The sequence below is a fragment of the Silvimonas amylolytica genome, from assembly GCF_014645555.1.
Lineage (GTDB): Bacteria > Pseudomonadota > Gammaproteobacteria > Burkholderiales > Chitinibacteraceae > Silvimonas > Silvimonas amylolytica.
On the sequence record NZ_BMLY01000001.1, the window covers coordinates 577,120 to 602,243 of the forward strand.

Sequence of the window (25,124 nt, forward strand, 5' to 3'; positions counted from 1 at the left end):
TGGATGCCCGTGAACAGACTGAAAGCCGATCAGAAATCAAGCTGATATTCTGGTCGGCTTTGGCTTTTTTGCCACTCTGAATAGTGGCTTTTTCACTCTCGATTGTTTTGAGTGTTATTCGTTCTATTCAGTTTGTTTTCTTGAATTTCTTTGCAGCCGCAACGCAATACAATGCATAGAAACTCAGGACTACTTCAATAAAAATAAAAACCTCTCCACCCATTTTCTGCCAGACCGGAAGAGTGCCAAGGTCATAAGCCTTCATCGTCAATACAACCTGCATTCCTGTCAAAACCAGACACACGCCCGACACAATGTAGCTGGCGGCTGACTGGATACTGAAAAGTCCGCCACTCACCGAAGGTGGAATATGTTTGCGCACCTGCCAGCGCACATATGCAGGATTGGTTTCCTTGAGAACGGACTTTCTCGTCTCTTGCAAAATATTTCCGTAGACCCAGACAATATGGCCAATCCGGTAAATATTCGCCCACACGGCCAAAGAAAAAACAAACAGCAGCAAAGTAAAAATGGAGAGAGGAAAAAACAGATGGGGGGTAACAATATCCCGCTCATCTTTTGCCAGATTTACAAAGAAACCGGCTGAAGCAATGATTACCGTCGAATAAAACGACAGATATTTCGTCCGCATTTCTTCCATATGGCGGTAATGCGTCCAGGCCTGAGAAATTTCAGCCGTTATATATGAGTCCTTGCGCTCATCACGCAACATGCTTTCCCCCTGGTTGATGGTTTGTCCTGGCGCAGACTATTAATTGGCACCGGTCAGTATGGGCTTTCTGGATTTCGGCGAAATCCGGGCGGCCATCATGCCACATCAGGGCGGCGGCGATGATAAATCCGGCTTTTGCGGGCCCTCCAGCGACGGGGCCTGTTCTGCCCGTTCGGGTAAATCCAGCTTGCCGTTGACGCGAATATCCATCTGCGGGAATGGCATGCTGATGCCGGCTTTGTCGAAATTCTTTTTCAGCCGCAAGTTGAACGCGCGCGCCACGTCCCACTGTTGCAGCGGGCGCGTCCGGAAGCGGGCGCGGATGACCAGCGCGCTGGCATCAAACCGGTCCAGCCCCTGGACTTCCAGCGGCGCGAGCAACAAATGCCGCCATGAGACATCGTGGCTCATTTCGTGCCCGGTATCACGCATCACTTGCAAGACCTTGTCGATGTCCGTTTCATAGGGGACATTAATATCAAAAACAGCGTAGGCAAAATCGCGCCCCATGTTTTTGATGACCTTGATCTGGCTGAAAGGTACGGAATGCACCGCGCCTTGCACGTCGCGAATACGCACGGTGCGGATCGTCAGCCCCTCAACCGTGCCGACATGGCCGCCCGCATCGATGGTATCGCCAACGGCGATGGTGTCTTCCACCAGAATAAACACGCCGGTGATCAGATCCTGCACCAGGGCCTGCGCACCAAAACCCACCGCCAGACCGATCACACCGGCACCTGCCAGCAACGGGTTCACGTTGATACCCAGATTGGCCAATGACAAGATCACCGCAATAATCAGCATGATGACCAGCAAGGCATTGCGAAACAAAGGCAGCAAAGTGCGCGCGCGATTTGAGGTATGACCGCCACCGCGCCGGAAACTGCTTTTGCCAGCGATCCGCTCTTCCATGATGGCATCCAGCACGATCCACACCAGCCACATGACAAACAGCGTGGTTGCGATACTGAAGAACACCTGATCCATGCGCCGACCGGCCACGGTGAGTTTCGCGACGTCTGCCAGCGAGTGATGCCAGGTATGCAATATCAGCTCAAAGAACAGAAACCAGCTCGCGATATTGAGGAGCAAAAAGGTAAATTGCAGCATCCGCCGCACGTAGGCTGAACGCCGCGCCGCGTAACCCGGATGCTGCAAGCGCGCCTGATAGCGCCGGTGAATCAGCATGCTCACAAACGCCGCCATCACCAGCCACACCACCGTGCGCACCGCTTGATCCGTCAACGCACCATTGCGCCCCGCACTACCCCAGATGCCCACGCCCGCGACAACGGCAATCATCAGTACCGGCCACTGCCAGACCATGGAAGCAAACTGCAAGATCTCGCTGACCGTTTTGTGCTTTTGCCGGAATGGATAGGGGTTGTTGCGAATCAAATGCGCCACGGGCCGCCGGAAGCGAATGGCAAACGCCGCCAGCAACACGACGTTAACCAGGTGACTGATGGTGATGATCAAAAAACAGAAATTCATGCCCAACGCCAGTTGGGTGCGGTAATCCCCCGCGGCATCATTCAACGCGGCCATGGCGCCAAACAAAATGAGCCAGCGCGAGCACCCATGCAGCAAGACCCGCACAGCCGGGCGGCGGTGCCCTTTGGCACATAACGAGAACAGCGCCAGCGCCAGTGATGCAAAAACGGCACCGCAAAGCACACACCAGGCCAGCAAAAAGGCAAACGCACCGCCGACCGAATGCGACCAGTCGCTGGTGAAATACACCGTCAGCACCAGCCCGAGCGCCCAGGGAGCGATCGTCCGTGCCGCATAAATCAGCAAGGTAAAGGTGCTGGGGTCTGCCGGCATATCCAGCGCCAGACCATACCGGCGCAGGATCCGCAGCGCGATCTCCCGGATCGCGAACGCAGTCACTGCCCACACCGCCAGCCCCCCCAGAAACCCCAGCGCCACCCGCGCGCCCTGGCCTGGCGTCTCTTGCACGTGCACCGTGAAGTCATACGCGGCATTACGCAGCAACTGTGTCCAGGCAATCTGATTGGTCAGGATCAGGTCGGTCTGCACCCCCATCCAGCGAGCCATACCTGTGACCTGCCCCAGCAAGCCACCGCCCTGCTGCGCTTGTGCGTCTTGGGCCACCGCACTGGCGACTGTCCGCATGCGCTTGAGCTCTGACACGAGTGCGGTGCGGCGCTGATCGTCCTCCAGCGTGTTGATGACGTTATCCAGCGAGGCCGCAAACGCCACCGCCGAGGCAGCACTGGCTTGAGAGGCCGAGGGCTTGGGCAAACCTGGCAAGGTCACCGCCCAGACCGGGCTCAGCAGAAACAGGCCGAGCAGCATCCATAACAACCGGCTACGCCAGCGGGCCAGCATGAAAGCGACAGACGTCAAGGCAGAACCTCGAAAAAGAGTGGCATAGCCCCGACATGAGCATTGACGAGGCGCAATAGGTGCAGGATAGCCTGGGGATGGCGATCAAGCTGACCACCAACCCAGTGAACCGGCACACAGGTCAGATGATGACGCTGTCTGGTTAAGTCCTGTTTAAGCAGCCCCGCCGATACTGCGAATGAGAAAACCCGGACTCGTGGCGCTACGGCGTTACTTTGAAACGGGATTGGCATCATTGCCGAACAAGGAGAAACACCCATGCGCTGGATAGCAAGTCTGATTTTTGCAGTCGCCACCACCCTGGCTTTTGCGCTGCCGACCGAGCAAGACGTTCAGGCGGCCGTCAAGCAAGGCAACTTTGCGCAAGCCCAAACCATGATGGCGGAAGTCATCGCCGCCAAGCCCGATAGCGCCAAGGCGCATTACATCTACGCTGAAATCCTGGCGCACAACGGCCAGTTTGCCGATGCCACCAACGAGGCCCTCAAAGCCAAAACGATCGACCCACAAATCCACTTCACTAACCCGGACAAGTTCCGCAAGTTTGAAGCGCAATTGCTGAACTCAGCGCAACCCGCCGCAACCTCAGGCGGCAGCCGTGCGGTAACCACGCAAGCTGTTGCCCCGCCAGCGGTGCCGGCGGAACGCAGCAGTGGCTTTGGCTGGACAGGCATCATCATCCTGGTTGTGGCCGGATTTGGCATGCTGATCTGGCTGACTACCCGCCGCCGCGAACCCGCGGTGTTCACCGGCAACGGTGGCCCGGCACAACCCTACGGTGTACCTGGTGGTTACAACAACGGCATGCCAGTCGGCAATGGCCCGGTGGTGGTCAATCAAGGCGGTAGCGGTCTCGGCGCCGGGTTGATGGGTGCCGCGGGCGGTTTTGCTGCAGGCATGCTGGTTGAAGAAATGCTGGATCATCGCAATGGAGGCATGGGTGGACGACCCGAAGTTGTCGAGAACAACACCTACATTTACGAGAACGGGGCCGGCGCTGGCAATGTTGACCAGCAACTGGAAAGCCAACCCATTGATTTTGGCAACGGCAGCAGTTGGGACAACAACAGTGGCAATACGGGCGGCTTTTCTGACAGCGCACTCGACATTGGCAGTGGTGACGACAACAACTGGTAACACCGTTGGCGTGATCCTGGAAAAAAGCCGGTCTCCTGACCGGCTTTTTTCATTCCAGAGCACCGCAACGGTGCGTCTGGCGGCCAAGAGGTGGCATTCCCACCCGCGTATGTGGCGCTCTATGTGTACCTTGAAGGTAAGACCAGGGCACAATTACCTATCGCTTATACGGGACCACTGATGTACATCCGCCGTCTGACCCCCGCCGACGCCCAGCTTTATCGTGCCCTGCGCCTGGCCGCGCTGGCCGATTCCCCCACCTCGTTCATGCCCACGGTGGAGGAAGAAATCATCACGCTCACGCCGCTGGAGCTGGAAAAACGCCTCGCGCCAGATGGCCATAACCAGGTGCTGGGCGCGTTTGAGGACGAGGAACTGGTCGGCATCATTGGTCTGCTGCAAGACCCGCGCCGCAAACTGGCGCACAAGGTGATTCTGGTTGGTGTTTTCGTCAACGCCGCCGCGCGGGGCAAGGGCTATGCCACGGCGCTGATGAAAGCCGGCATCAATACCGCGCGGGAGTGGGATGGCGTGCGGCAGGTGCTGTTAAACGTGCGATCTGACAACGCGCGCGCGAAGGGTTTGTATACAAAGCTTGGGTTCAAGCTGTACGGGCGGGAGCCAGATGCGATTCTGGTAGACGGTACGTTTTACGATGAAGAGTTGATGATTTTGATGCTCTGAGATGGATTTGGGCGGAAGTCATCATCCATCGAAGGCACCCCGCCAGGCGGTTGACTGGTTTCGGGCTCAAGACCGGAATGACGAGTTTGTGAAAGAGCAACCGCCCCATCCTTGTGAACAGATGGTGTGCGAAGTTGGAGTTGGGGTTGTTTTTGACGAACATCCCCTTGACCCCGCCGTCAGGCGCTAACCGCGGTTCAGTTTCTCAAACTCGTTGGCCCAGGCCAACAACCGTCAACGTCCTCACCCCCTGCGCCCCGCGGATCAACACCCCCTCAATATCCGCCGTCGCTGAAGGCCCTGTGACCAGCGCACAGTATCGGGCCTCGGCAAACGCGGGCTGCCGGTACGCATGATGCAGATTCGGCAAGATCGCAGAGGCGTCCAGCAGCACGACCAGATGCTGTGCCAGATACCCCAGTGAATTGACGCCATACTCGGCCTCTGACAACCACACTGACCCCGTCTCTGCCACCGCAAAGCGCGCGCGCACGATGCCCACATCCACGTTCTCCAGCGCGCGCGGGTCGGTCACCGTTTCTACCCGCAACGTACCGGCCATCTCTGGCACCGCGCTGCAGATCACTTTGGCATCCGGGAAACGCGTGCCAAGCCAGGCGTCCAGCCCCTCAGCCGGCGTATCGAGCCACTGCCCGCCCATCCGCGCCAGCGTGGTTTTGAATTGGTCCAGCGCCGGTGGCAAACCCGCGTCGAACAGCGGGACTTCCGGCAAGGGTTCCGGTACCCGGCCAGCGCTGCGCAATTTGCTCAGGATATCGTCGCGGCTGCTCATGCTTCGTTCTCTTGTTTGCGGTTGGCGGCGTACCATTGATGGAAGGTTTGTTTGGGCGGCTCGGGCAACTCGCGTTGTTTGCCCCAGGCGTTGAAAGGGTTGTACAAGAATGCCCGTGGCAAACTGGCAAGCGCTTTGCCAGCGCCGCTACTCCACGCCCGATAGCGTTTCGGGTCCGCCAGCAGCTTGCCCGCCAGCTTCATGCTTTCTTTCTTCACAAACGACACCTGACCCTGCTCCACCACAATCTGCCGCCATTTGTAGATCTGCTCGTGGATATTGATCTTCACCGGGCAGACATTGCTGCAACTGCCATTAAGCGTGCTGGCAAAAGGCAGCGCACTGTATTTTTTCAGGTCAAACGTCGGGTTGATGATGGCCCCGATCGGGCCCGCGTACACACCGCCATAGCTCAAGCCACCGCTGCGCCGATAGACCGGGCAGGTGTTCATGCACGCGCCGCAGCGAATACATTTGAGCGAATACCAGAAATCATCCATCGCCAGCCGGTCGCTACGGCCGTTATCCACCAGGATGAAGTGCGACTCGCCGCCTGCCCTCGGCGCACGAAAATGCGAGGTGTATTGCGTGATCGGCGAGCCCAGTGCGCTCCGCGACAGCATGCGGATGAACACACCGAGGTGTTCCATTTTCGGGATCAGTTTTTCAATGCCGATGCTGGCGATATACAGCGGCGGCACATTGCCTGATAGATCTGCGTTGCCTTCGTTGGTACAGGTCACCACGGTGCCGGTTTCCGCCACGGCAAAGTTGCAGCCGGTCATCCCCGCACCCGCCTTGATAAAGTACGGACGCGTGTCCTGGCGCATGCCTTCGGCAAGGTAATGCGGATCGGCGTTGTTGCGATCCGTACCGATAGTGTCGGCAAAGGTTTGCGCCACATCGGTTGCCAGCTTGTGCACGGCCGGTACCACGATATGCGACGGCGGTTCGTCATCAAGTTGCTGGATGCGTTCGCCCAGGTCGGTCTCGACCACCGTGATGCCGCGCTCCTCCAGGTAAGGGCGCATATTGCATTCTTCGGTCAGCATCGACTTGGACTTGACCAGCGTATCCACGCCCCGCGCTGCCAGGATCTCGTGCACGATGCGGTTGTGCTCTACCGCGTCTTTGGCCCAGTGCACAGTCACGCCATTGGCGGTGGCATTGCGCTCAAACTCTTCCAGGTAATCGGCCAGGTGTGTGAGCGTATGGCTTTTGATGGCCGAGGCCAGTTCACGCAGTTGCTCCCATTCGGCAATGCCATGCGCCTCTTTGTCACGTAGCTCACGCAGTGTCCACAAACGTTTGTCATGGAAAGCAATGTGCGGCTCATCCGCAATGAACTGGCGTGAGCCTTTAACGTGATCGACTTTCTTGTCGCTGAAAATGTCGTTGCTCTTTCCCATGATCAACCCCGCGCCCCATTCAGAATCTGCGCAATGTGGATGAACTTGAGCGGCATTCCAAGTCGCTCTGCACAGCCCTTCTGATGCATCAGACAGGACATATCCGCAGACACGATGTACTGCGCCCCGGCCCCGGCGTGATCACGCACTTTGTCATACCCCATGCGCGCCGATACAGGCTCTTCGGTCACGCAGAATGTCCCGCCAAAACCACAGCATTCATCCGGTCTTTTGGGTGTGACGAACTCGATCCCCTTTACCCCGCGCAATAAATCCAGCGGCTTGGACCAGGGTGTGACATTGAGCTCACTGGTGCTGGCATGCCCCAGTCGGCGCAAGGTACCGCAGCTGTTGTGCAGGCCCACTTTGTGTGGGAACTCTGCCCACGGAAAATCCGTGATCTTGAGCACATCGTGCAGGAACTCGACGAGTTCGTACGTCGAAGCGCGAACTTTGCGTGTGGCGCTGTCTTGCTCTACCGCGGTGAGATGATCGCGCACATGGTGCACGCAACTGCCACTGGGCGAGACCACGTAGTCGTAGTCGGCAAAGTTCTGCACGAACAGCGCCTCGGTGCCACGGGCGTCAGTCTCGCAACCGCTGTTACCCATGGGTTGGCCACAGCAGGTCTGGTTGAACGGGTACACCACCGTGCAACCGGTTTTCTCCAGCAACTCCAGTGTGGCGATGCCGACTTCCGGGAAGAAGGCATCGATAAAACAGGGGATGAACAAAGCAACTTGCATCTGTGAGTCCCGCGAGCGTTTCAGGCTGTCGCCATGTCAGCGAAAACCGGATTTTGGCCATTTGCCGGAACACACATTGCCCCAGCAAGTCGTACCAAGGTTAAGAGTATCTACATTACGGCGAGTGCAGCCGCCAGAGAACAAGGAGAAACCCCATGCCCACCACGCAATACACCTGGAACTGGGTGGTACAACACACGCTGGATTTCGGCCTCGATACCGTGCTGGCGGCGGTCATTCTGATCGTCGGCTGGTGGTTGTCCAACCGCATCAGCGCACTGGTGATGCGTTCTTTGAACAAGACCAGCGCCGACGTCACTATCCGGCCGATACTGGCCAGCATCATTGAATGGTCGGTACGCCTGTTGGCCCTCACCGCCGCGCTGGACCGCTTTGGCGTACGCACGACCAGCATTGTGGCGGCGCTGGGCGCGGCAGGTCTGGCCATCGGCCTGGCTTTGCAGGGTACGCTGCAGAATATCGCCGCGGGTTTCATGATCTTGCTGCTGCGCCCCTTCAAGGTGGGTGACTACATCGAAGGTAGCGGAACCATCGCCGGTACGGTCAAGGAAATCAGTCTGTTTTACACGCGCCTCAACAAGGCGGATGGCCAAGGCATGTTTGTACCCAACAGTCAGTTGTGGAGCAGCGCCATCACCAATTACAGCGCCAACACGACTCGGCGGATTGAAGCGCACCTTGTGGTGCCGCATACCGAAGTCGCCAACGCCATTGCACACCTGCGCATGTTGATTGATTCGGATAACCGCATTCTCACCGACCCCGCACCCAACGTGGTGGTCTCTGACTTTACCGATGTCGGCACGCGCATCACTGTGTATGCGTGGACGCAAAATGCTGATTTCCTGAGTGTAAAGAGTGAGTTGCTGGGGCAGGTGCCACCGGAACTCAAAAAAACCGTGACCATTACGCAACGCGCGTAGCGCCTTATCGCCGGCATGACGCAGCCCAGGTGGCGTCATGCCGGCACGTAATGGCCCGGCGGATCAAGCCATCAAACGGCCATCAGAAGTTGAAGTTGTCGATGTTGGAGGCATCAAAGGTGGTCGGTGGTCCAAGGATGACCTCGCCGCTCTTGCCCACGGTGCGCTTGCCCAGCTTGCCGGCTTCAAAGGTCTCGCCTTCCTTGCCGGTGATGTTGCCCGAAGCCAGGTTAGCCGCAGCGTAGGCTGCCAGATAACCCAGTGCACCCGGATCCCACAACTGGAACGCCTTCACCGTGCCGTTCTTCACAAAGGCGCGCATCTGGTTCGGCGTACCCAGGCCGGTCACCACAAAGGTGCCCTTTTTCGGGGATGTCGAGATATAACGCGCGGCAGCAGAGATCCCGACGGTAGTCGGGGCGACGATGGCCTTCAGGTTCGGGTACGCTTGCAGCAGACCTTGTGTTTCCACAAAGGATTTCTGGTCATCGTCGTTGCCGTAAGCCACTTTCACCAGCTTGATCTTGGCGTATTCCGGCTTCTTCAATTCTTCTTCCATCCACTTGATCCAGGTGTTCTGGTTCGTGGCGTTCGGCGTGGCCGATAGCACCGCAAATTCACCTTCGCCACCGATCAATTTGGACAGCAACTGGATCTGGCCACGGCCAATGGATTCGCTATCTGCCTGGTTGATGAACAACGCACGACCTTCCGGAGCAGTATCCGAGTCAAACGTCACCACCTTGATCCCCTGCGCCTGCGCCTTCTTGAGGTAAGGCACCACAGCATTGGCATCGTTGGCAGCAATCACGATGGCGTTCTGCTTTTGCGTGATCAGCGTGTTGATGTACGACACCTGCGACGATGCGCCAGCATCCGACGGGCCCACCACCTTGCCTACGCCGCCCATTTCCTTGATGGCTTCCAGACCGCCGTTGTCGGCGATCACTTCATAGGGGTTGTTGATCTGTTTTGGCAAAAACGCGATCTTCAGGTCTTTCTTGATCCCCGCGCCCATTGCTGTGGCAGACAGCAGCGCCGCAAGCAGTACCGGCATGGCCAGTAACTTGATGTTTCTGTGCATGAGTCGACTCCTCGTCAATGTATCTGGTCGGTGGTTTGACCATGGTTTTTGGGTACCGCTTAAGCCGGCTCTTGTGGAGCCGGGATGTCGTAATGAATTTGCCTAGCGCGCAGCAACGGCCTTGGCCGCCATCACCCGCTTGATCCGCGCTGCCCGCAAGCGCTCAGCCATGTTGGGCACCAGTACCGACGACAACAGCAACAGACCGGTCACAATCGTCAGCACTTCGCTGGACACGTCGTAGAGCGTGAGTGCGTTTTTCAGCACGCCAATAATCAGCAGGGACAGCAACACGCCCACCAGCGAGCCCTTGCCGCCAAAAATGCTCACCCCGCCAAACAACACCGCCGCGACGACAGAGAGTTCGAACCCCTCACCGTTATCACCCCGGGCGCTGGAAAAACGCAGGGTGTAGATGATCCCCGCCAGGGCGCTCATGAATCCGGACATCACAAACAGCTTGATCTTGGTGCGGGCCACATCAATGCCAGAGAAATGCGCAGCAGTCTGGTTGCTGCCAATGGCGTACAGGCTGCGACCAAACGCCGTGGATTGCAGGAGTACGGTGAAGCCCACGGCGGCAATGATCACCAGGATAAAAGGCTGCGGCAGAAAGCTGTCGCCCACAGTGCTGATACCAAAGGTGGTCCAGCTGGCCGGAAAGTCGGCAATCGCCTGATCGCCCAGCAACAAGTACGAAAACCCGCGAAACATGGCCAGGGTACCGATGGTGATGGCCAGCGAAGGCAAACCCAGCCGTACGATCACAAGGCCATTAAAGAGGCCTGCCAGAATGCCGGCGGCCAGCACCAGGACCACCACCAGCGGCATGGACAAACCCATATGCCAGAGCACGCCCATCAAGGCGCTGGACATGCCCATGACCGAGGCCACGGAGAGATCGATCTCGGCGGCGACAATGATCAGCGTCATCGGCAAAGCCATCAGCGCGATTTCAGTGAAGTCTGCCAACAGGTTGGAGACGTTGGCCGTGCCGAGGAACTCGGCCGACAACCCGCGCCCCAGCCCTAGCGACATGACCAGCACGACGCAGAGCATGGCTTCCCAGGAGAAGCGCAGATTCAGTTTTTGGGTTGTCGCCATGAGTGTTTCCTTTTTTCCTGAAGCTCAGAATCCATTGAAGTCGGGCAGATCAGCCTGGCAAACCGGCTCAACCCAGTTCCCGCTTCTTCATCGACCACTTGGCAATACGGCGGGACAACAGCGTGTCACTGACAATCGCCAGCACAATCAGCGCGCCCTGGATGGCCAGTTGCCAGAAAGACGACACCCGTAGCACCACCAGCGAGATATTGATCACACCCAGCAACAGCGCACCCAGCGTGGCACCCCATACGTTGCCGACACCGCCGGTAATGGCGACGCTACCGACCACCGCTGCAGCCACAACCTGCAGTTCAATACCCTTGCCGGTGCTCGCATCGACCGTGCCAAAACGCGCCAGCCACAACACGCCAGCCAGGCCTGCCAAAGCGCCGGACAACAAGAAGCCCACAAACACGCGGCGATTAACGCGGATACCTGCCAGCGTGGCTGCTTCCGGGTTAGAACCAATGGCATAAAACTCGCGGCCGCCACGGAAGAACTTGAGGTAGTAACCGACGCCAGCCAGCACGACAGCGGCAATCACCACCAGAATCGGCAAGCCCAGAACATTGCCCGTCGCAATGTGCGAGAACGCATCCGGCAAACTGGTGGCGTTGATCTGGCCCCCGTGCACCCAGGCGTAGTCGATACCGCGGAAGATGTAGAGCGTGGAAAGCGTGGCCACCAGGGACGGCACGCGGCCGAAGGTCACCAGCGCACCATTGACACAACCCGCCGCCACGCCAATCAGTACACCGGCGACAATGGCCAGGGGCACGGGCATGCCGGGGATCGCGATAAACAAACTACCCACGGCATAGGCAGTGACGCCCAGCGTCGAACTCACGGAGAGATCGATATGCCGCATCAGCATCACCACCGTCATCCCGGCAGTCAGGATGGCCGTGATCGCCACATTAAGGAGAACGTCCCGCGCGTTATGCCAGGAAAGGAACGCCGGTTCTGCCAGACCCGTGCCGACGATCAGCAGCAGCAAGACGACCAGCAATGTGCTTTCCCGGTTGCGCGCCAGAACAAGAAACCAGCGTTGACGCTCAGGCGTGGGGTTGGCGACAGGCGCAAGGCTTTGGCTGTGTTGGCTCATGAACGTGGTACTCATGCTGCTTTCCTGGAGGCGGGATCAGTCTGGCCCAGCGCAGCGGCCATGATGCGTTCTTCATTGGCCTCGTCACGCGGGATATCCGCCGTGATGCGGCCTTCGTGCATGACCAGCACGCGATCAGCCATGCCAAGTACCTCGGGCAACTCGCTGGAGATCATCAGTACGGCCATGCCTTCTTTCACCAGGTCTGCCATGGTCTGGTAGACCTCGGCCTTGGCACCGACGTCGATCCCGCGGGTGGGTTCATCGATGATCAGAACGCGCGGATGCGTAGCCAGCCATTTACCCAGCACCACCTTTTGCTGATTGCCGCCGGACAGTGTGCCGGCCGGCGCATCAACCGTATGCGCCTTGAGTTTGAGTTTGCTGCCCCACTCCGTCGCCAGTGCACGTTCTGCCTTGCCAGAGATCAAGCCAAAATGAACCAGTTTGTTGAGCACGGTGAGCGAGGTATTGCGGGCAATCGGCATATCCAGCGCCAGGCCTTGCTGGCGGCGGTCTTCAGGCACGAGTGCCACGCCCGCGCGCACGGTGGTGGCAGGTTTGCCCAGTTTGAGCTTCTGGCCCATGACGTAGACTTCCCCACTATCCACCGGATCAACCCCGAAAATGGCACGGGCGACTTCACTGCGCCCAGCACCTACGAGGCCGGACAGCGCCACAATTTCACCTTTGCGCACGTCAAAAGAGATATCCCGAAACACACCGGTACGCGACAGACGCCGTACTGACAAACCGACTTCTCCCGGCGTGACATCCGCTTTGGGGTAGTAGGTAGACAGATCACGCCCCACCATGCGGGCGACAATACTGTCGTGATCCATCTCGGCGGTCATGGCGAAATGGACCGCCGCACCCTCACGCATGATGGTGACGCGTTGGGTCAGACGAAACACTTCTTCCAGCCGGTGCGTAATGAACAGGATGGCGACGTTGGCTGCGCGCAAACGCTCGGCAATGGCAAACAAGCGCTCTACTTCTGGTCGCGACAATGCGGCGGTCGGTTCATCCATGATCAGCACATTGGCGTTCAGCGAGAGCGCTTTGGCGATCTCCACCACTTGCTGATCGGCAATCGACAGTCCGCGCACCAGTTGCGTCGCTTTCAGTTGCACGCCCAGCGACTGCAGTATCTCTTGTGTCCAGCGGTTCATCTCGTCGTAACGAATGCGACCCAGGCGATCAAGCGGCTGTCGCCCCATATAGATGTTCTCGGCAATCGAGAGATCAGCAAACAGCGTCGGCTCCTGATAGATAACGGCAATGCCGGCCTCCAGCGCATCAGAGGGTCGGGCGAAGTGGCGTTGCACGCCATTAATCACCAAAGTGCCGGTATCCGGCTTGTGTACGCCAGCGAGGATTTTCACCAGCGTGGACTTGCCCGCGCCGTTCTCACCCAGCAAGGCATGAACCTCGCCGGGGTACAGGGACAAGCAGCCGTTGAGCAGCGCCTGGACTTCACCAAAGGCTTTGCTCGCACCGCGCAGTTCCAGCCGCGGCTGGGTGGGTTGATCGCTCATTGCATGGTCCTTGTTGCTGAAACTGTGTCTACAACCGGTAAACCCGTTCCGCATTCATGCGAAACAACTGCGCTTTTTCAGAATCACTCGCCCCGCCCACAATCTGCGCAAAGGCCTGCCACACCGCCGGATAATTGCTGTAGAGCTTGTCGACGGGGAAGTTGGAAGCAAACATGCAGCGATCAGCGCCAAACGTGTCAATCACCTGCAAGACATAAGGGCGCAGACTTTCCACTGTCCAGTGATGGTCAAACATGCCCAGCCCGCTGATCTTCACCGTCATGTTGGGTAGCGTGGCCAGGAGGGCCAGACCATCACGCCAGGCCGCCCAGCCGCCAACTTGATCACGGTCGACAAACATGCCGGCGTGGTTGAGCACAAAGCTCACATCCGGGTTATCACGCGCCAGGACAGCGGCGGCATGCATTTGTGAGGGGTACAACTGCATGTCGAAACTCAGGCCGTATTGACTCAGCAGCTTGAAGTTGCGCCGCCAGGTCACGTCATCCATGTAGTGGCGGCCAACATAGTCATACAACGGGTTGGCATGCACGTTCAGAATCTGGCGGATGCCGCGCGTGGCACGACTCTCGCACTGTGCAGCCAGCAAAGTTTCGACATCCGGCCGGGTAAAATCGGCATAGCCGACGATGCCGATCTTCAGCACATCCTGAGCGTCGGCCTGTTCTTGCACCCAGCGGGTTTCAGCCAGCGGATCTGCGGCGATGGCTTCGATATGTACTGCCTTGAGGACTTGCACGGTGTCGCCCGCGTCGGCCAGCAAATCTGCCGGCGCATACCGTTTCTTCACCGGCGTCACATCGCCGTTAAAACCGACGGCGTCGCTTTCCATCCATGGGTAGCGCAGCGTGCCTGGAGCCCATAGGTGAACGTGCGGATCAACTACCTGAAGCATCGTCATGTCCTGGCCCTACTCCATGTAAAACACGGGCACCAGCGCCCATTGCTGCGGTTTGTGATCAGGCTCTGTCGCCATGATGTCGGCCATGTAATCCCACCAGCGGCGCATGACCGGCAGTTGCGGCAGGTCTGCCATGCGGTGGTTATCCGTGGCTTTGAGCACCGCAAACAGCGCGTTGGTTTCCTGATCCAGGAAGATGCGGTAGTCGCTGATCCCGGCGTCTTTGAGTGCCATGACCAGTTCTGGCCAGATTTCATCATGCCGGCGCGCGTATTCAGCGGCCTGGCCGGGGTTGAGCTGCATGCGAAAAGCGTGGGTTTGCATGATCACGACGCCGTGTGTGCGTTACTGCAGGTTGACGAATAAACCACCATCAACCAGCAAGGATGCGCCCGTGACATAGGCCGCCATATCAGATGCCAGGAACACCACCGCGCCGCCAATGTCTTCGGGCTGGCCCATACGGCCCAACGGAATGCGCTTGTTGAAATACGCCACTTTTTCCGGGTCAGACAGGTCGTCTTTGTTAATGTCGGTCAGGATGGTGCCGGGCATCACCGAGTTACAGCGGATGCCATATTTGCCCAGCGCAATGGCGGTCGATTGCATGAGCGAATGCACACCGGCTTTGGTCGGCGTGTAATGGGTTTGATACTCGCCACCCACCAGGGCGCTGATCGAACTGATAGCGATGATGGCACCGCCTCGTCCCTGATCCTTCATGCGGTTGGCTACGGCTTGCGTCACATAAAACGCGCCATGCAAGTTCACTTCCATGGTGCGCTGGAAGGTTTCCAGCGGCATATCCAGAAAACCATGGAACGGGCAGATGCCGGCATTGCTGACCAGCACGTCGACACCACCAAAATTTTCCACGGCCGCCTGCACCAGCAACTGCGCGGTTTGCGGATCGGCCACATCGCCCTTCACCGCCACCACGCCACGGCCCAGGGCCTGGATGTCGGCAATGGTTTCATCCGCATGGCTGTGATGGCTGACCACCACGTTGGCGCCATGCTGCGCACAAGCCACTGCCACGGCGCGACCAATCCCGCGGGAACCCCCGGTGACGATGACGGTTTTGTCTTTTAGAAGCATGTGTTTCTCCAGCTCTCTCATCGCCAGTCAGATCAGTGCTCGTACGGCCGCACCAGCTTGCATTCCGGGTTCAAGCGCACGCCAAAGCCCGGTTTATCCAGCGCTGAAGCAGAAATCCGCCCGTTCACCGGCACCGGTTCATCCAGCAGCAGCGGGTTGAACATCGGCACCACCTGGTCGGCCTTGGGCGCCATCATCAAAAACTCTGCAAACGGACTGTTATGGCGAGTGATCACAAAGTGGTAGCTGTACACAGATGAACCGTGCGGCACGACCAGCACGTTATGGGCGTCGGCCAGCGCGGAAATCTTGATCAGTTCAGTGACACCACCGCACCAGCCCACATCGGGCTGGATGATGTCGCAGCAGCCCATTTCCATGAGCAGGCGGAAACCCCAGCGCGTCGATTCGTGTTCACCCGTGGTCACCAGCATGCCTTTAGGGACATTGCGGCGTAGCTCCGCATAGCCCCAGTAGTCATCTGGCGGCAGCGCTTCTTCAATCCATTTCAGGCCGTATTGATGGGCCCTGGTGGCCAGTTTGGTGGCGTAATTGGTGTCCAGACTCATCCAGCAATCGAGCATCAGCCAGAAGTCATCGCCCACGCGATTGCGCATGTCTTCAATCATGGCCAGGTTCTTTTTCAGACCCTCTTCACCTTCAGCCGGGCCATGATGCAGCGGCATCTTGCCGCCGATAAAACCCATCTCTTTGGCCAGATCCGGCCGTGCGCCAGTGGCGTAGAACTGCAGTTGATCGCGCACCGGGCCACCCAGCAACTGGTGCACCGGTTCACCACGCACTTTGGCCAGCAGATCCCACAGCGCCAGATCCACGCCGCTGATGGTGTTGATCACCACGCCTTTGCGGCCGTAGTACAGCGTGGCATTGAACATCTGATCCCACATCTTTTCGATGTCGGTGACTTTCTGGCCTTCAATGAACCGGGCCAGGTGTTTCTCCACGATGTACGCACCAATCTCACCCGCCGTGGTCACCGCAAAGCCGACCGTGCCATCGCTGGCTTCCACCTCGACGACCAGGGTACCTAGCACGTTGATGCCGAATGACTGGCGGCTCTGGCGATATTGCTCGTATTTGGACATCGGCGTGGCGATGTGGTCATCAATCCAGTGACCGCCGCCCTGATCGTGGTAATCCGCCCCGCCGCCGCGCACGGTGTAGGCGCGGATTTGCTTGATGGTTGGCATGCTCATTGCACAAATCCCCTGCTCAATACGTGGCGCGGCCACCGGAAATATCTATCACACCGCCCGTGGTAAACGAGCAATCTTCAGAGCACAGCCAGCCAATCAACGCGGCGACTTCATCCACCTGCAAGAAGCGCCCCATCGGGATTTTGCTGAGCATGTAATCAATGTGCTGCTGGCTCATCTGATCAAAAATTTCGGTTTTGGCCGCCGCGGGGGTAATGCAGTTGACGATCACGTTTTTGGTCGCCAGTTCTTTACCCAAAGACTTGGTCAACCCGATCAACCCAGCCTTGGAAGCGCTATAGTGCGAGGCGGTCGGGTTGCCTTCCTTACCCGCTACAGAAGCCACATTGACGATGCGGCCGTAGCCGTTTTCCAGCATTTTCGGGATCACCGCGTGGCACACCAGGAACGGCGCCACCAGATTGACTTCAATCACCCGCGCCCAGCCTTTCGGATCCAGCTCCCAAGTCAGGCCGTTGCCGCCGGTAATGCCCGCGTTGTTGACCAGGATGTCTACCTTGCCATGAGCAGCGACGGTGGCACCCGCCGCTGCGTTCACCGCTGCTGCATCCGTCAGATCCAGCGCATGCACGCTGACCTGGCCGTGTCTGGCGAGTTCTGCGGCGGATTGGTCCAGCCGGGCTGCGTCGATATCCCACAGCGCCACGCTGGCGCCCGATTGCAACATGCGCTCAGCCGCTGCGTAGCCAATGCCGCGCGCGCCGCCGGTGATGATGGCCACACGGCCCTTCAAATCGAGTTGGTTCATGGTGTCGATCCCGATGATTTACGCCGCCGGGCCTTTGGCCGGGACAGTCAGTTGTTGCTGTTCGCCCAGGCCTTCAATGCCCAGCTTCATGGTCTGACCGGCATGCAGATACACCGGCGGTTTCTGGCCCAGACCAACGCCCGGCGGTGTACCGGTAGCAATCACATCACCCGGTTGCAGGGTCATGAACTGGCTGATGTAAGACACCAGTGTCGCGACATCAAAAATCATGGTGCGGGTACTGCCGTTCTGGTAACGGTGGCCATCCACTTCCAGCCACATGGCCAGGTTTTGCGGGTCAGCCACTTCATCGGCAGTGACCAGCCACGGGCCAATCGGCGCAAAAGTGTCATGCCCCTTGCCTTTGTCCCACTGGCCGCCGCGCTCAAGCTGGAAGGCGCGTTCAGAGACATCATTGACCACGCAGTAGCCAGCCACGTAATCCAGTGCAGATTCTTTGCTGACGTATTTGGCCGTCTTGCCGATCACCACACCCAGTTCGACTTCCCAGTCTGTTTTCTCGGCACCACGCGGGATTTCCACATGGTCGTTCGGACCGCAGATAGAACTGGTCGGCTTCATGAACAGGATCGGCTCAGTCGGGATAGCCATGTTTGATTCTTTGGCGTGATCGCTGTAGTTCAGGCCCACGCAAATCACCTTGCCTACGCCAGCCACACACGGGCCGATCCGTGCGCCGGCCGGTGCCGTCGGCAACACGTCAGTTTTAACTTCACGCAGCTTGGCCAGATTGGCGGGCAGCAATGTGGCACCGCTAATGTCATCCACCACGGAAGACAGATCACGAATCACGCCAGAGGCATCGACAAGGCCCGGTTTTTCATGGCCGGCAGGGCCAAAACGCAGCAGTTTCATGTACTTCTCCTGTTCCGCAAACAGCGCCCTGAACAAGCGCATGTGTGTAGTCGTTTTGCAATGGCTACATTTTTATCGCGCTCAGAAATACCTGACTAATGCAAATCTGGTTATATTCAATAACTACAAGTTATCGATAATGACATTTGTGCGATTGCAACAATGAAATCAACCAACTGATTTCAATCATATTTATCAAACAGAAACGTTTCCGTATTGGTGCACCGCAATGCTCAAACAATATTTTTATCAATCGTTGCTTCACCGTTTGCGCTACAAACATTTGTTCCTTTTGGTCGCCCTGGCGGACCATGGCAACTTGCATCAGGCCGCAGAGACCCTGGCCATGTCGCAACCTGCGGCGACACGCATGCTGCAAGAGGTGGAAGCGTTTCTGGACTGCACCCTGTTTGAACGTCAGGCCCGCGGCGTAAAACCAACGGAAGTCGGGGAGGAGATCATCCGCTTTGCCCGCACCACTCTGGGTGGCCTGCAACGCACTGCAGACAGCCTGCAGCTATGGCAGCAAGGCGGTTTTGGGCAATTGATCATCGGCACCATCATGGGTGCTGCACCTGATCTGGTCGCGCAATCCGTGGCTGAGCTGAAAACCCGCAAGCCGCTCTTGCGCATCCGCATCAAGGGGGAAACCAGCGATCAACTGGTCGAACTGCTGGAGCAAGGCAAGGTCGATTTCGCCATTGGCCGCTTTTCTGAGCTAAGCCAGCACAACTGGCTGGACTTCGAGCCGCTGGGCAATGAAGTGATGAAAGTGGTGGTCCGCAGCGGCCACGCGCTGGCCGGGCGCGAGTCTGTCACGCTGGCGGAACTGGCCAACTGGCCATGGGTGCTGCAGCCGCTGGCCAGCCCGGCGCGACAGGTGCTGGAGCGCGAGTTTGAACACAACCACAGTGCCACACCGCTGAACACGGTGGAGTGCGACTCCATCTTTGCCACCCTGCAGTTAGTACAGCGCAGTGATGCCGTCACCGCATTGGCAGAGCCGGTGTTGCGGGATCATTTGTCGGCGAAGTTATTGACTGCGTTGCCGCTAACGATCGGGCAGAACCTGGCGCCGTATGGCTTGCTGACGCGCAAGGGGGAGACGTTGTCGGGGATTGGCCTGGAGTTTGTAGAAATCGTACGCAGGATGGCGTTGCATGCGCGGGTACAGGGGGTTTGAGATGGGTGATGGCGCTTTTCCAGACGGCTGCAATCACCCCTGCAACGTGATACCCCGCGCCATCGCCGCCGCACACAACACCATGGGCACCAGCAAAAACAGCTGTAGATAACTGATCTGGGATAGTTTTCTTGCCAGCATCAGATTCGGTGTGGCGTCGCCTTTGCGCCCGCCAATCCGCCAGCGCAATAAAGTGAGCATGGGGTAGATTTCCAGCAGGAATATCGCCACCAGACAGGCCATCTTGATATGGAAAAACGGCTGGTGGCCGTAGTACAAGGTGCCTTTTTCAAAACCACCGAATGCGCGCGTCAGGCCAGTCAGCACCAGCACCAGGGCGCTGATCCCCCACAAAGAATCGGCCAGAAAAATCTCAGGCAGGTCGATCCGCGCCAACGGCCTGCCCAATACACGGGCCCGGCTGTAAATGGCCGCAAACGCCAGGCAGACACCCAGCAAATGAATGACAGCAAGCACCCAGCTTGAAACCATGGTTCTCATCCCCGACCTGGATGTCATGAATGGTAGACCACTTTGGCCCGCAGTCCCGGCCGTGGTTCAAGGTCTTGCCAGAAATGCGACAGCGGCATTCACGCTGGCTGCGTCTTTCAGGATTTTCAGGTGGCCCAGTTGTGAGCTCGTACGCAATGCGGCGCCGGGCCAGCGGGCAACCAGCGCTTCGCCTTGCGCGACAGAGACTTTATCGTCGTCCAGGTCGTGCAAAACCAGTAGCGGCGTGGTGAGTGTTCCGGCCAGGGCAACCGGTTCCACTTCATCAAATCCCAGACAAAACCGGGCTTCCATGCGGGTGATCATGCGCTGAATCAAGCTACGTGGCACGCCAGTACGGCTGCGTACGGCATCCCATAGCGCGCCAAATTGCGTCATGGGCCCCACGAACACCGCCCGCGGAATTTTCAAACCACGCGAGAGCGCGTAGGTCGTCCCTGCTGCGCCAAATGAATGCGCAATGACGCCATGAACCTGATCGCGCCCGGCACGCTGGGCCATGTCTTCCAGCGCTTCATGAAAATGCGGCAAGGCCACTTTGGCGCGCGGCGAGTTGCCATGACCAGGGACATCCACGGCCAGTACCCGATAACCTGCGGCAAGCAATGGTGCGACCATGGCGCTCATATGGCCGGCGTGCCCACCCCAGCCATGCAGCAGCAAAACCGCTGGCGCATGCGCGTCACCCCATTCATAACCAGACATCAGCTCACCGCGTACCCGACTCTGCCATCGTTGCGCAGTGGCAAGTACGGCGCGCTCTTCAGGCCGCATGGCCACACGGGGTGGCGTAGTGAAGAGGTGTTGTAACAACCCCGCTGCGGCTTGAGGCGCCACCGCGTTGAGCGCAGACAAGCTGGTTTTTACCCATTTCGGCGCTGGCGGCTCATAAGAACGACCGGTCGTGCTTTTTTGGCGATTCGCAATGGCGACATCAGGCTGATTCATGATCAAGCTCCGGGTAGTGGAATTGCTGGGTAGGTGTTGTATCTGGTTATGCGGGACGAACCGCCAGCACTTCTGGTTGGCGGTAGGAGCGCAGCAAGCGCTTGAAGGCCTGGCGGGCGCGGGCTTCTGCTTGTGCTTCGCCCATCAGTTTATGGGCATGCTGAAACACCATCACGATGCCGACAAATTCAAAAGCAAACTGACCCGGATCACAGTCTGGCCGGAACTCGCCCTCAGTAATGGCAGTGGCGGCAACGCGTGCAATAGAGCCGCCAAATTCGCGCCAGCAATTCACCAGCACATCGCGGATTTCACCGGGTCGATCATCGTATTCATGCGCCAGCGCCATGAAAATACAAGAGCCCTGACTGGCCTGGCCACGAATCCATGCGAGGTATCGGTCGAACAAACCATTCAGGCGTGCCAGGCCACGCGGCAATGCCACGGCAGGCACCATGACTTCCGCCACAAAGCGCTCGCGCGCCAGTTCCAGCACGGCCAGTTGCAGCGCTTCTTTGGATTTGAAATGCGCAAACAGCCCGCTTTTGGAGATCTCCATACTGGTGGCAAGGCCGCCCAGGCTCAAGCCTTCAAGGCCCACCTGCCCCGCCAGCATGAGCGCGTGCTCAATAATGTCTTGCCGTTTCTGTTCGCCTTTTCCCATGCGCTAAAAATTAGCACGATCGGTCGTTTTATACAAACTGCATAAATCAGCGAGGTGCCAGACGGTCGGCCAACCTGGCGCGCCACTTTTTACGACACACAAAAAAACCGGCTTTTATGACATACAGATCACTGCCAGAATGCACGTACAACGCTGTGCACATTCCAACAATACGATTCTGCGAGTGACCTGTTACATGTCCCCTGCCCGGGTGTTTGCATTCACGCTGTTTGCCATGGTGGCCTTTGCCGGCAATTCCATCCTGTGTCGGCTGGCCCTGAAAAATACCCCGATCGATCCGGCCAGCTTCACGATGATCCGGATCGTGTCTGGCGCAGCGGTATTGGCCTTGCTGGTTTCTTTGCGCAAGCAGCAACCACGGTTCAAAGGTAACGTGGCTTCGTCCTGGGCGTTATTCATTTACGCTGCCGGTTTTTCATACGCCTATGTCAATTTACCGGCGGCTGCGGGCGCGCTGATTCTGTTCGGGGCCGTGCAAATCAGCATGATTGGCTACGGCTTGTGGCGCGGTGAACGGCTCGCGCCGATCCAGTGGCTCGGTGTATTGCTCGCAGCCGCTGGCGTGATCGGGCTGATGTTGCCGGGACTGTCTGCGCCACCGCTGTTGTCGTCCATCCTGATGATTGCAGCTGGTGTAGCCTGGGGCGTGTATTCATTGCGCGGGCGCGGTGCGGGTGATCCAACTGCGGTCACTGCCGGCAACTTTTTGCTGGCCATTCCAGCTGCCGTGGGGTGCTGGATCATCGTCCTGCAACACACGCATATGGATGCAGTCGGCGTGATGTACGCCCTGGCATCCGGCGTCATCACTTCTGGTCTGGGTTATGCGTTGTGGTACCGCGTGCTACCCGCGCTGGCCGCAACCAGCGCGGCCATTGTGCAGCTATCGGTGCCTGCCATTGCGGCCATCGGCGCTGTGCTATTCCTCAATGAACCCTTGGGGTTACGCTTGATTCTGGCTTCAGTGGCAATCCTGGGCGGCATTGTGCTGGTGATCCTCAACCGCCGTGCTGCCGCTTGAGCGCTAGCGGTTGGCCTGCTGAAACCAGTCGATAAACACCCGCAGCTTGCGGGGCATCCACGCGCGGTTCGGGTAGTACATAAAAAAGCCATCGAACGGCGTGCACCAGTCGTCCAGCACGCGCTCCAGCACGCCACTGGCCAGATCGTCCTTGATCACGTCTTCAGTGATATGAACAATACCCAGCCCAAGACGAGCGGCGTCGACCATGTCGTAAATGTCGTTGTACACCAGCCGCCCTTCCAGCCCGATTTCAAACTCACGCCCGTCTCGCGTGAATTCCCATGCATACAGGCGGCCACTGCTGATAAAGCGGTAACGCAGGCAGTTGTGATGAAACAGATCTTCCGGGACCTGAGGCCGGCCGTGGCGATCCAGGTAATCCGGCGTGGCCGCAACGGCAATCCGCCGGTTACCGCCAATTTTTGACGCCACCATATCCCGCGCCACGCATTCGCCAAAACGGATACCGGCGTCAAAGCCCTCGCCCACGATATCGCTCAGGCCTTCGTCCAGCCGGAACTCCACATGCAGGTCCGGATAGGCCGCCATAAACCCGGCCAGATGCGGCGCGATGATGATGCGGTACGCCAGGCGCGGCAGGTTGATGCGCAAAGTGCCGGCGGGCTGTTCGCGCAGGTCTTCCAGATCAATCAAGGCCGCTTCAATCTGCGCCAGACCCGGCGTCACGCCCGATAAAAGGCGCATACCCGCCTCTGTGACATTGACCCGCCGCGTCGTGCGGTTCAGCAAATGGATCCCGGTACGGGCTTCCAGGTTGCGGATGGTCTGGGATAACGCGGATGGGGACACCCCCATTTCATCCGCCGCCTTGCTGAAATTGCCATGGCGCGCTACCCGCTCAAATGCCAGCAGGGCCGGTAACTGGGCCGGATCAATCTTTAAGTTTTGCTTCATGGTTCATCCATCCAGAAGGTATTTTTCTTCACAATAAAGCAGACCAGAATGGGTTCCGTCAACACCCGATACCCCCGGCGGCACCACCGCTACCGGGACCACTTTCTGGAGGATCTGATCATGAGCAACGCTAGCTATCATCTGTTGGGCCGTTCTGGTTTGCGCGTCAGCCCGTTCTCTTTGGGTACCATGACGTTTGGCACCGAATGGGGCTGGGGCACGGAACGCGACATCGCCAAAAACCTGTTTGATGTGTACCTGGAACACGGCGGCAATTTCTTCGACACCGCAGACATGTACACCAACGGCACCAGCGAAATCTGGACTGGCGAATTCATTGCGGACCGTGGCGTGCGTGATCGCGTGGTCATCGCCACCAAGTACAGCTACAACGCCGAACCAGGCAACCCCAACGCGGGCGGGAATCACCGCAAGAACCTGATGCGCGCACTGGAAGGCTCGCTCAAGCGCCTGAATACCGATTACATCGATCTGTATTACCTGCACACCTGGGATCGCGTTACGCCGGTGGAAGAAGTCATGCGCACCATGGATGACGCCGTGCGCGCCGGCAAGATTCGCTATGTGGGGCTGTCTGATACGCCGGCCTGGTATGCCGCCAAGGCGCAAACGCTGGCGCAGTGGCGCGGCTATGAACCAGTTGCCGCGATGCAGCTGGAGTACTCCATGATCGAGCGCAATGCCGAACTGGAGTTCTCGGATCTGGCTGCGGAGAGCGGCATGGGTCTGGTGGCGTGGAGCCCGCTCGCCATGGGCCTGTTAAGTGGCAAGTACAAGCCCAGCCAGGGCGGCCAGTTTGGCGATGGCCGCTTGCAGACAACCTCTGGCAGCGGCCACGCCGCACCGGGCTTTGACAAGCTGACCGCCCGCAACTTTGCAATCGTCGCCGAACTGGAACGCGTGGCGCAGGACATCGACCGCCCGATGGCGCAAGTGGCGCTCAACTGGCTATATCACCGCAAAGGTATGAGCAGCGTGATTGTTGGTGCGACCAAACCGGAACAGCTACAGCAAACCATGCGTTCGCTGGAATTCACCATTCCGGCTGAACAACTGGCGCGGCTCAACGCGATCAGTGAGCCGGCCCGCCCTTTCCCGTATTACATGTTTGCCGACAATCACCAGCATCGCATTCACGGCAATGTGCCGGTGAACAGCCAGCCAGCCGCGTTTGCACCCGTGACCCACATTCCGGTTGCAGCAGCAGAGTAAGCCACACAGGGCGCCAGCCAGTGACTGGCGCCCACTCATCACACAGAGAACTGCATGGCGCAGGCCAACTGGAACTATCAGGGCAAAA

The 25,124-nt window shown here is 58.4% G+C and carries 25 protein-coding genes; 6 read left to right on the top strand and 19 right to left on the bottom strand.

Translation table 11 applies throughout. The features are described 5' to 3' along the window. Positions 1-127 precede the first annotated feature (127 nt). Complete coding sequence (locus tag IEX44_RS02585; protein ID WP_188688388.1) at positions 128-733, bottom strand: hypothetical protein; 606 nt, start codon at positions 731-733, stop codon at positions 128-130. Between the two features lie 105 nt (positions 734-838). After that, positions 839-3,109, bottom strand: coding sequence for a mechanosensitive ion channel family protein (locus IEX44_RS02590; RefSeq protein WP_188688390.1), 2,271 nt, complete (start codon positions 3,107-3,109; stop codon positions 839-841). 258 nt (positions 3,110-3,367) lie between these two features. On the opposite strand from IEX44_RS02590, the gene IEX44_RS02595 reads away from it, so the two are divergent. Both IEX44_RS02595 and IEX44_RS02600 read left to right on the top strand, forming a co-directional pair. Beyond that, positions 3,368-4,246: a tetratricopeptide repeat protein gene (locus IEX44_RS02595; protein ID WP_188688392.1), complete on the top strand. Its 879-nt coding sequence runs from the start codon at positions 3,368-3,370 to the stop codon at positions 4,244-4,246. A gap of 180 nt (positions 4,247-4,426) precedes the next feature. After that, positions 4,427-4,930, top strand: a complete 504-nt coding sequence (locus IEX44_RS02600; RefSeq protein WP_188688394.1) for a GNAT family N-acetyltransferase — start codon at positions 4,427-4,429, stop codon at positions 4,928-4,930. A gap of 205 nt (positions 4,931-5,135) precedes the next feature. On the opposite strand, the gene IEX44_RS02605 is transcribed toward IEX44_RS02600, so the two are convergent. Genes IEX44_RS02605 through IEX44_RS02615 form a run of 3 tightly spaced genes read right to left on the bottom strand, consistent with a single transcriptional unit; the run spans position 5,136 to position 7,878 of the window. Further along, the gene (locus IEX44_RS02605; protein WP_188688396.1) at positions 5,136-5,723 is read right to left on the bottom strand and encodes a LutC/YkgG family protein; all 588 of its coding nucleotides are present in this window, start codon (positions 5,721-5,723) and stop codon (positions 5,136-5,138) included. After that, a complete protein-coding gene (locus tag IEX44_RS02610) occupies positions 5,720-7,132 on the bottom strand; it encodes a lactate utilization protein B (protein ID WP_188688398.1) in 1,413 nt (470 codons plus the stop codon). The genes IEX44_RS02605 and IEX44_RS02610 overlap by 4 nt, the downstream gene beginning before the upstream one ends. Positions 7,133-7,134: 2 nt before the next feature. Then, on the bottom strand, positions 7,135-7,878 hold the full coding sequence (locus tag IEX44_RS02615; RefSeq protein WP_188688400.1) for a (Fe-S)-binding protein: 744 nt from the start codon (positions 7,876-7,878) through the stop codon (positions 7,135-7,137). A gap of 155 nt (positions 7,879-8,033) precedes the next feature. Here IEX44_RS02615 and IEX44_RS02620 point away from each other — a divergent pair, with 155 nt between their 5' ends. After that, positions 8,034-8,822, top strand: a complete 789-nt coding sequence (locus IEX44_RS02620; RefSeq protein ID WP_188688403.1) for a mechanosensitive ion channel family protein — start codon at positions 8,034-8,036, stop codon at positions 8,820-8,822. An 82-nt stretch (positions 8,823-8,904) separates the two neighbouring features. Here the strand turns inward: IEX44_RS02620 and rhaS are convergent, their stop codons facing one another. From rhaS to IEX44_RS02670, 10 genes are all read right to left on the bottom strand, one after another. Beyond that, entirely contained in the window at positions 8,905-9,906 is a 1,002-nt protein-coding gene (rhaS, locus tag IEX44_RS02625) for a rhamnose ABC transporter substrate-binding protein (RefSeq protein WP_188688405.1), read from the bottom strand. A 102-nt stretch (positions 9,907-10,008) separates the two neighbouring features. Beyond that, positions 10,009-11,010, bottom strand: a complete 1,002-nt coding sequence (locus IEX44_RS02630; RefSeq protein WP_188688407.1) for an ABC transporter permease — start codon at positions 11,008-11,010, stop codon at positions 10,009-10,011. A gap of 67 nt (positions 11,011-11,077) precedes the next feature. Next, positions 11,078-12,133 carry an ABC transporter permease gene (locus IEX44_RS02635; RefSeq protein WP_229678700.1) on the bottom strand — a complete coding sequence of 352 codons (1,056 nt, stop codon included), beginning with the start codon at positions 12,131-12,133 and terminating at the stop codon, positions 11,078-11,080. Next, the gene (locus IEX44_RS02640; RefSeq protein WP_188688408.1) at positions 12,130-13,656 is read right to left on the bottom strand and encodes a sugar ABC transporter ATP-binding protein; all 1,527 of its coding nucleotides are present in this window, start codon (positions 13,654-13,656) and stop codon (positions 12,130-12,132) included. Before IEX44_RS02640 ends, IEX44_RS02635 begins: the two co-directional genes overlap by 4 nt. Positions 13,657-13,684: 28 nt before the next feature. After that, the gene (locus IEX44_RS02645) at positions 13,685-14,578 is read right to left on the bottom strand and encodes an amidohydrolase family protein (RefSeq protein WP_229678701.1); all 894 of its coding nucleotides are present in this window, start codon (positions 14,576-14,578) and stop codon (positions 13,685-13,687) included. Between the two features lie 9 nt (positions 14,579-14,587). After that, the gene (gene rhaM / locus IEX44_RS02650) at positions 14,588-14,902 is read right to left on the bottom strand and encodes an L-rhamnose mutarotase (protein WP_188688410.1); all 315 of its coding nucleotides are present in this window, start codon (positions 14,900-14,902) and stop codon (positions 14,588-14,590) included. A gap of 21 nt (positions 14,903-14,923) precedes the next feature. Next, entirely contained in the window at positions 14,924-15,676 is a 753-nt protein-coding gene (lra1, locus tag IEX44_RS02655) for an L-rhamnose 1-dehydrogenase Lra1 (RefSeq protein WP_188688412.1), read from the bottom strand. A gap of 32 nt (positions 15,677-15,708) precedes the next feature. Beyond that, positions 15,709-16,893: an L-rhamnonate dehydratase gene (gene rhmD / locus IEX44_RS02660; protein ID WP_188688414.1), complete on the bottom strand. Its 1,185-nt coding sequence runs from the start codon at positions 16,891-16,893 to the stop codon at positions 15,709-15,711. Positions 16,894-16,909: 16 nt separating this feature from the next. Continuing rightward, the gene (locus IEX44_RS02665; protein ID WP_188688416.1) at positions 16,910-17,662 is read right to left on the bottom strand and encodes an SDR family NAD(P)-dependent oxidoreductase; all 753 of its coding nucleotides are present in this window, start codon (positions 17,660-17,662) and stop codon (positions 16,910-16,912) included. A gap of 18 nt (positions 17,663-17,680) precedes the next feature. Then, complete coding sequence (locus IEX44_RS02670) at positions 17,681-18,538, bottom strand: fumarylacetoacetate hydrolase family protein (RefSeq protein WP_188688418.1); 858 nt, start codon at positions 18,536-18,538, stop codon at positions 17,681-17,683. Positions 18,539-18,767: 229 nt separating this feature from the next. On the opposite strand from IEX44_RS02670, the gene IEX44_RS02675 reads away from it, so the two are divergent. Then, on the top strand, positions 18,768-19,721 hold the full coding sequence (locus IEX44_RS02675) for a LysR family transcriptional regulator (protein WP_188688420.1): 954 nt from the start codon (positions 18,768-18,770) through the stop codon (positions 19,719-19,721). 33 nt (positions 19,722-19,754) lie between these two features. On the opposite strand, the gene IEX44_RS02680 is transcribed toward IEX44_RS02675, so the two are convergent. The 3 genes from IEX44_RS02680 to IEX44_RS02690 form a co-directional block, all read right to left on the bottom strand. Then, a complete protein-coding gene (locus tag IEX44_RS02680; protein WP_188688422.1) occupies positions 19,755-20,213 on the bottom strand; it encodes a DUF2214 family protein in 459 nt (152 codons plus the stop codon). Positions 20,214-20,279: 66 nt separating this feature from the next. Further along, complete coding sequence (locus IEX44_RS02685) at positions 20,280-21,179, bottom strand: alpha/beta hydrolase (protein ID WP_188688424.1); 900 nt, start codon at positions 21,177-21,179, stop codon at positions 20,280-20,282. Between the two features lie 46 nt (positions 21,180-21,225). Further along, entirely contained in the window at positions 21,226-21,843 is a 618-nt protein-coding gene (locus IEX44_RS02690) for a TetR/AcrR family transcriptional regulator (RefSeq protein ID WP_188688426.1), read from the bottom strand. Positions 21,844-22,039: 196 nt separating this feature from the next. On the opposite strand from IEX44_RS02690, the gene IEX44_RS02695 reads away from it, so the two are divergent. After that, positions 22,040-22,885, top strand: a complete 846-nt coding sequence (locus tag IEX44_RS02695) for a DMT family transporter (protein WP_188688428.1) — start codon at positions 22,040-22,042, stop codon at positions 22,883-22,885. 3 nt (positions 22,886-22,888) lie between these two features. On the opposite strand, the gene IEX44_RS02700 is transcribed toward IEX44_RS02695, so the two are convergent. Further along, positions 22,889-23,803, bottom strand: a complete 915-nt coding sequence (locus IEX44_RS02700) for a LysR family transcriptional regulator (RefSeq protein ID WP_188688430.1) — start codon at positions 23,801-23,803, stop codon at positions 22,889-22,891. A gap of 120 nt (positions 23,804-23,923) precedes the next feature. Here IEX44_RS02700 and IEX44_RS02705 point away from each other — a divergent pair, with 120 nt between their 5' ends. Beyond that, positions 23,924-25,036, top strand: coding sequence for an aldo/keto reductase (locus IEX44_RS02705; protein ID WP_188688432.1), 1,113 nt, complete (start codon positions 23,924-23,926; stop codon positions 25,034-25,036). Positions 25,037-25,124: the final 88 nt, after the last annotated feature.

Excerpts from the sequence above, each read along its gene's own strand:
- IEX44_RS02665 (WP_188688416.1), bottom strand. The coding sequence starts at position 17,662 with ATGAACCAACTCGATTTGAAGGGCCGTGTGGCCATCATCACCGGCGGC.
- IEX44_RS02615 (WP_188688400.1), bottom strand. The coding sequence starts at position 7,878 with ATGCAAGTTGCTTTGTTCATCCCCTGTTTTATCGATGCCTTCTTCCCG.
- IEX44_RS02700 (WP_188688430.1), bottom strand. The coding sequence starts at position 23,803 with ATGAAGCAAAACTTAAAGATTGATCCGGCCCAGTTACCGGCCCTGCTG.
- IEX44_RS02595 (WP_188688392.1), top strand. The coding sequence starts at position 3,368 with ATGCGCTGGATAGCAAGTCTGATTTTTGCAGTCGCCACCACCCTGGCT.
- IEX44_RS02620 (WP_188688403.1), top strand. The coding sequence starts at position 8,034 with ATGCCCACCACGCAATACACCTGGAACTGGGTGGTACAACACACGCTG.
- IEX44_RS02670 (WP_188688418.1), bottom strand. The coding sequence starts at position 18,538 with ATGAAACTGCTGCGTTTTGGCCCTGCCGGCCATGAAAAACCGGGCCTT.
- rhmD (WP_188688414.1), bottom strand. The coding sequence starts at position 16,893 with ATGAGCATGCCAACCATCAAGCAAATCCGCGCCTACACCGTGCGCGGC.
- IEX44_RS02695 (WP_188688428.1), top strand. The coding sequence starts at position 22,040 with ATGTCCCCTGCCCGGGTGTTTGCATTCACGCTGTTTGCCATGGTGGCC.
- IEX44_RS02685 (WP_188688424.1), bottom strand. The coding sequence starts at position 21,179 with ATGAATCAGCCTGATGTCGCCATTGCGAATCGCCAAAAAAGCACGACC.
- IEX44_RS02585 (WP_188688388.1), bottom strand. The coding sequence starts at position 733 with ATGTTGCGTGATGAGCGCAAGGACTCATATATAACGGCTGAAATTTCT.
- IEX44_RS02675 (WP_188688420.1), top strand. The coding sequence starts at position 18,768 with ATGCTCAAACAATATTTTTATCAATCGTTGCTTCACCGTTTGCGCTAC.
- lra1 (WP_188688412.1), bottom strand. The coding sequence starts at position 15,676 with ATGCTTCTAAAAGACAAAACCGTCATCGTCACCGGGGGTTCCCGCGGG.
- IEX44_RS02705 (WP_188688432.1), top strand. The coding sequence starts at position 23,924 with ATGAGCAACGCTAGCTATCATCTGTTGGGCCGTTCTGGTTTGCGCGTC.
- rhaM (WP_188688410.1), bottom strand. The coding sequence starts at position 14,902 with ATGCAAACCCACGCTTTTCGCATGCAGCTCAACCCCGGCCAGGCCGCT.
- IEX44_RS02630 (WP_188688407.1), bottom strand. The coding sequence starts at position 11,010 with ATGGCGACAACCCAAAAACTGAATCTGCGCTTCTCCTGGGAAGCCATG.
- IEX44_RS02600 (WP_188688394.1), top strand. The coding sequence starts at position 4,427 with ATGTACATCCGCCGTCTGACCCCCGCCGACGCCCAGCTTTATCGTGCC.
- rhaS (WP_188688405.1), bottom strand. The coding sequence starts at position 9,906 with ATGCACAGAAACATCAAGTTACTGGCCATGCCGGTACTGCTTGCGGCG.
- IEX44_RS02610 (WP_188688398.1), bottom strand. The coding sequence starts at position 7,132 with ATGGGAAAGAGCAACGACATTTTCAGCGACAAGAAAGTCGATCACGTT.
- IEX44_RS02640 (WP_188688408.1), bottom strand. The coding sequence starts at position 13,656 with ATGAGCGATCAACCCACCCAGCCGCGGCTGGAACTGCGCGGTGCGAGC.
- IEX44_RS02645 (WP_229678701.1), bottom strand. The coding sequence starts at position 14,578 with ATGACGATGCTTCAGGTAGTTGATCCGCACGTTCACCTATGGGCTCCA.
- IEX44_RS02605 (WP_188688396.1), bottom strand. The coding sequence starts at position 5,723 with ATGAGCAGCCGCGACGATATCCTGAGCAAATTGCGCAGCGCTGGCCGG.
- IEX44_RS02635 (WP_229678700.1), bottom strand. The coding sequence starts at position 12,133 with ATGAGTACCACGTTCATGAGCCAACACAGCCAAAGCCTTGCGCCTGTC.
- IEX44_RS02690 (WP_188688426.1), bottom strand. The coding sequence starts at position 21,843 with ATGGGAAAAGGCGAACAGAAACGGCAAGACATTATTGAGCACGCGCTC.
- IEX44_RS02680 (WP_188688422.1), bottom strand. The coding sequence starts at position 20,213 with ATGGTTTCAAGCTGGGTGCTTGCTGTCATTCATTTGCTGGGTGTCTGC.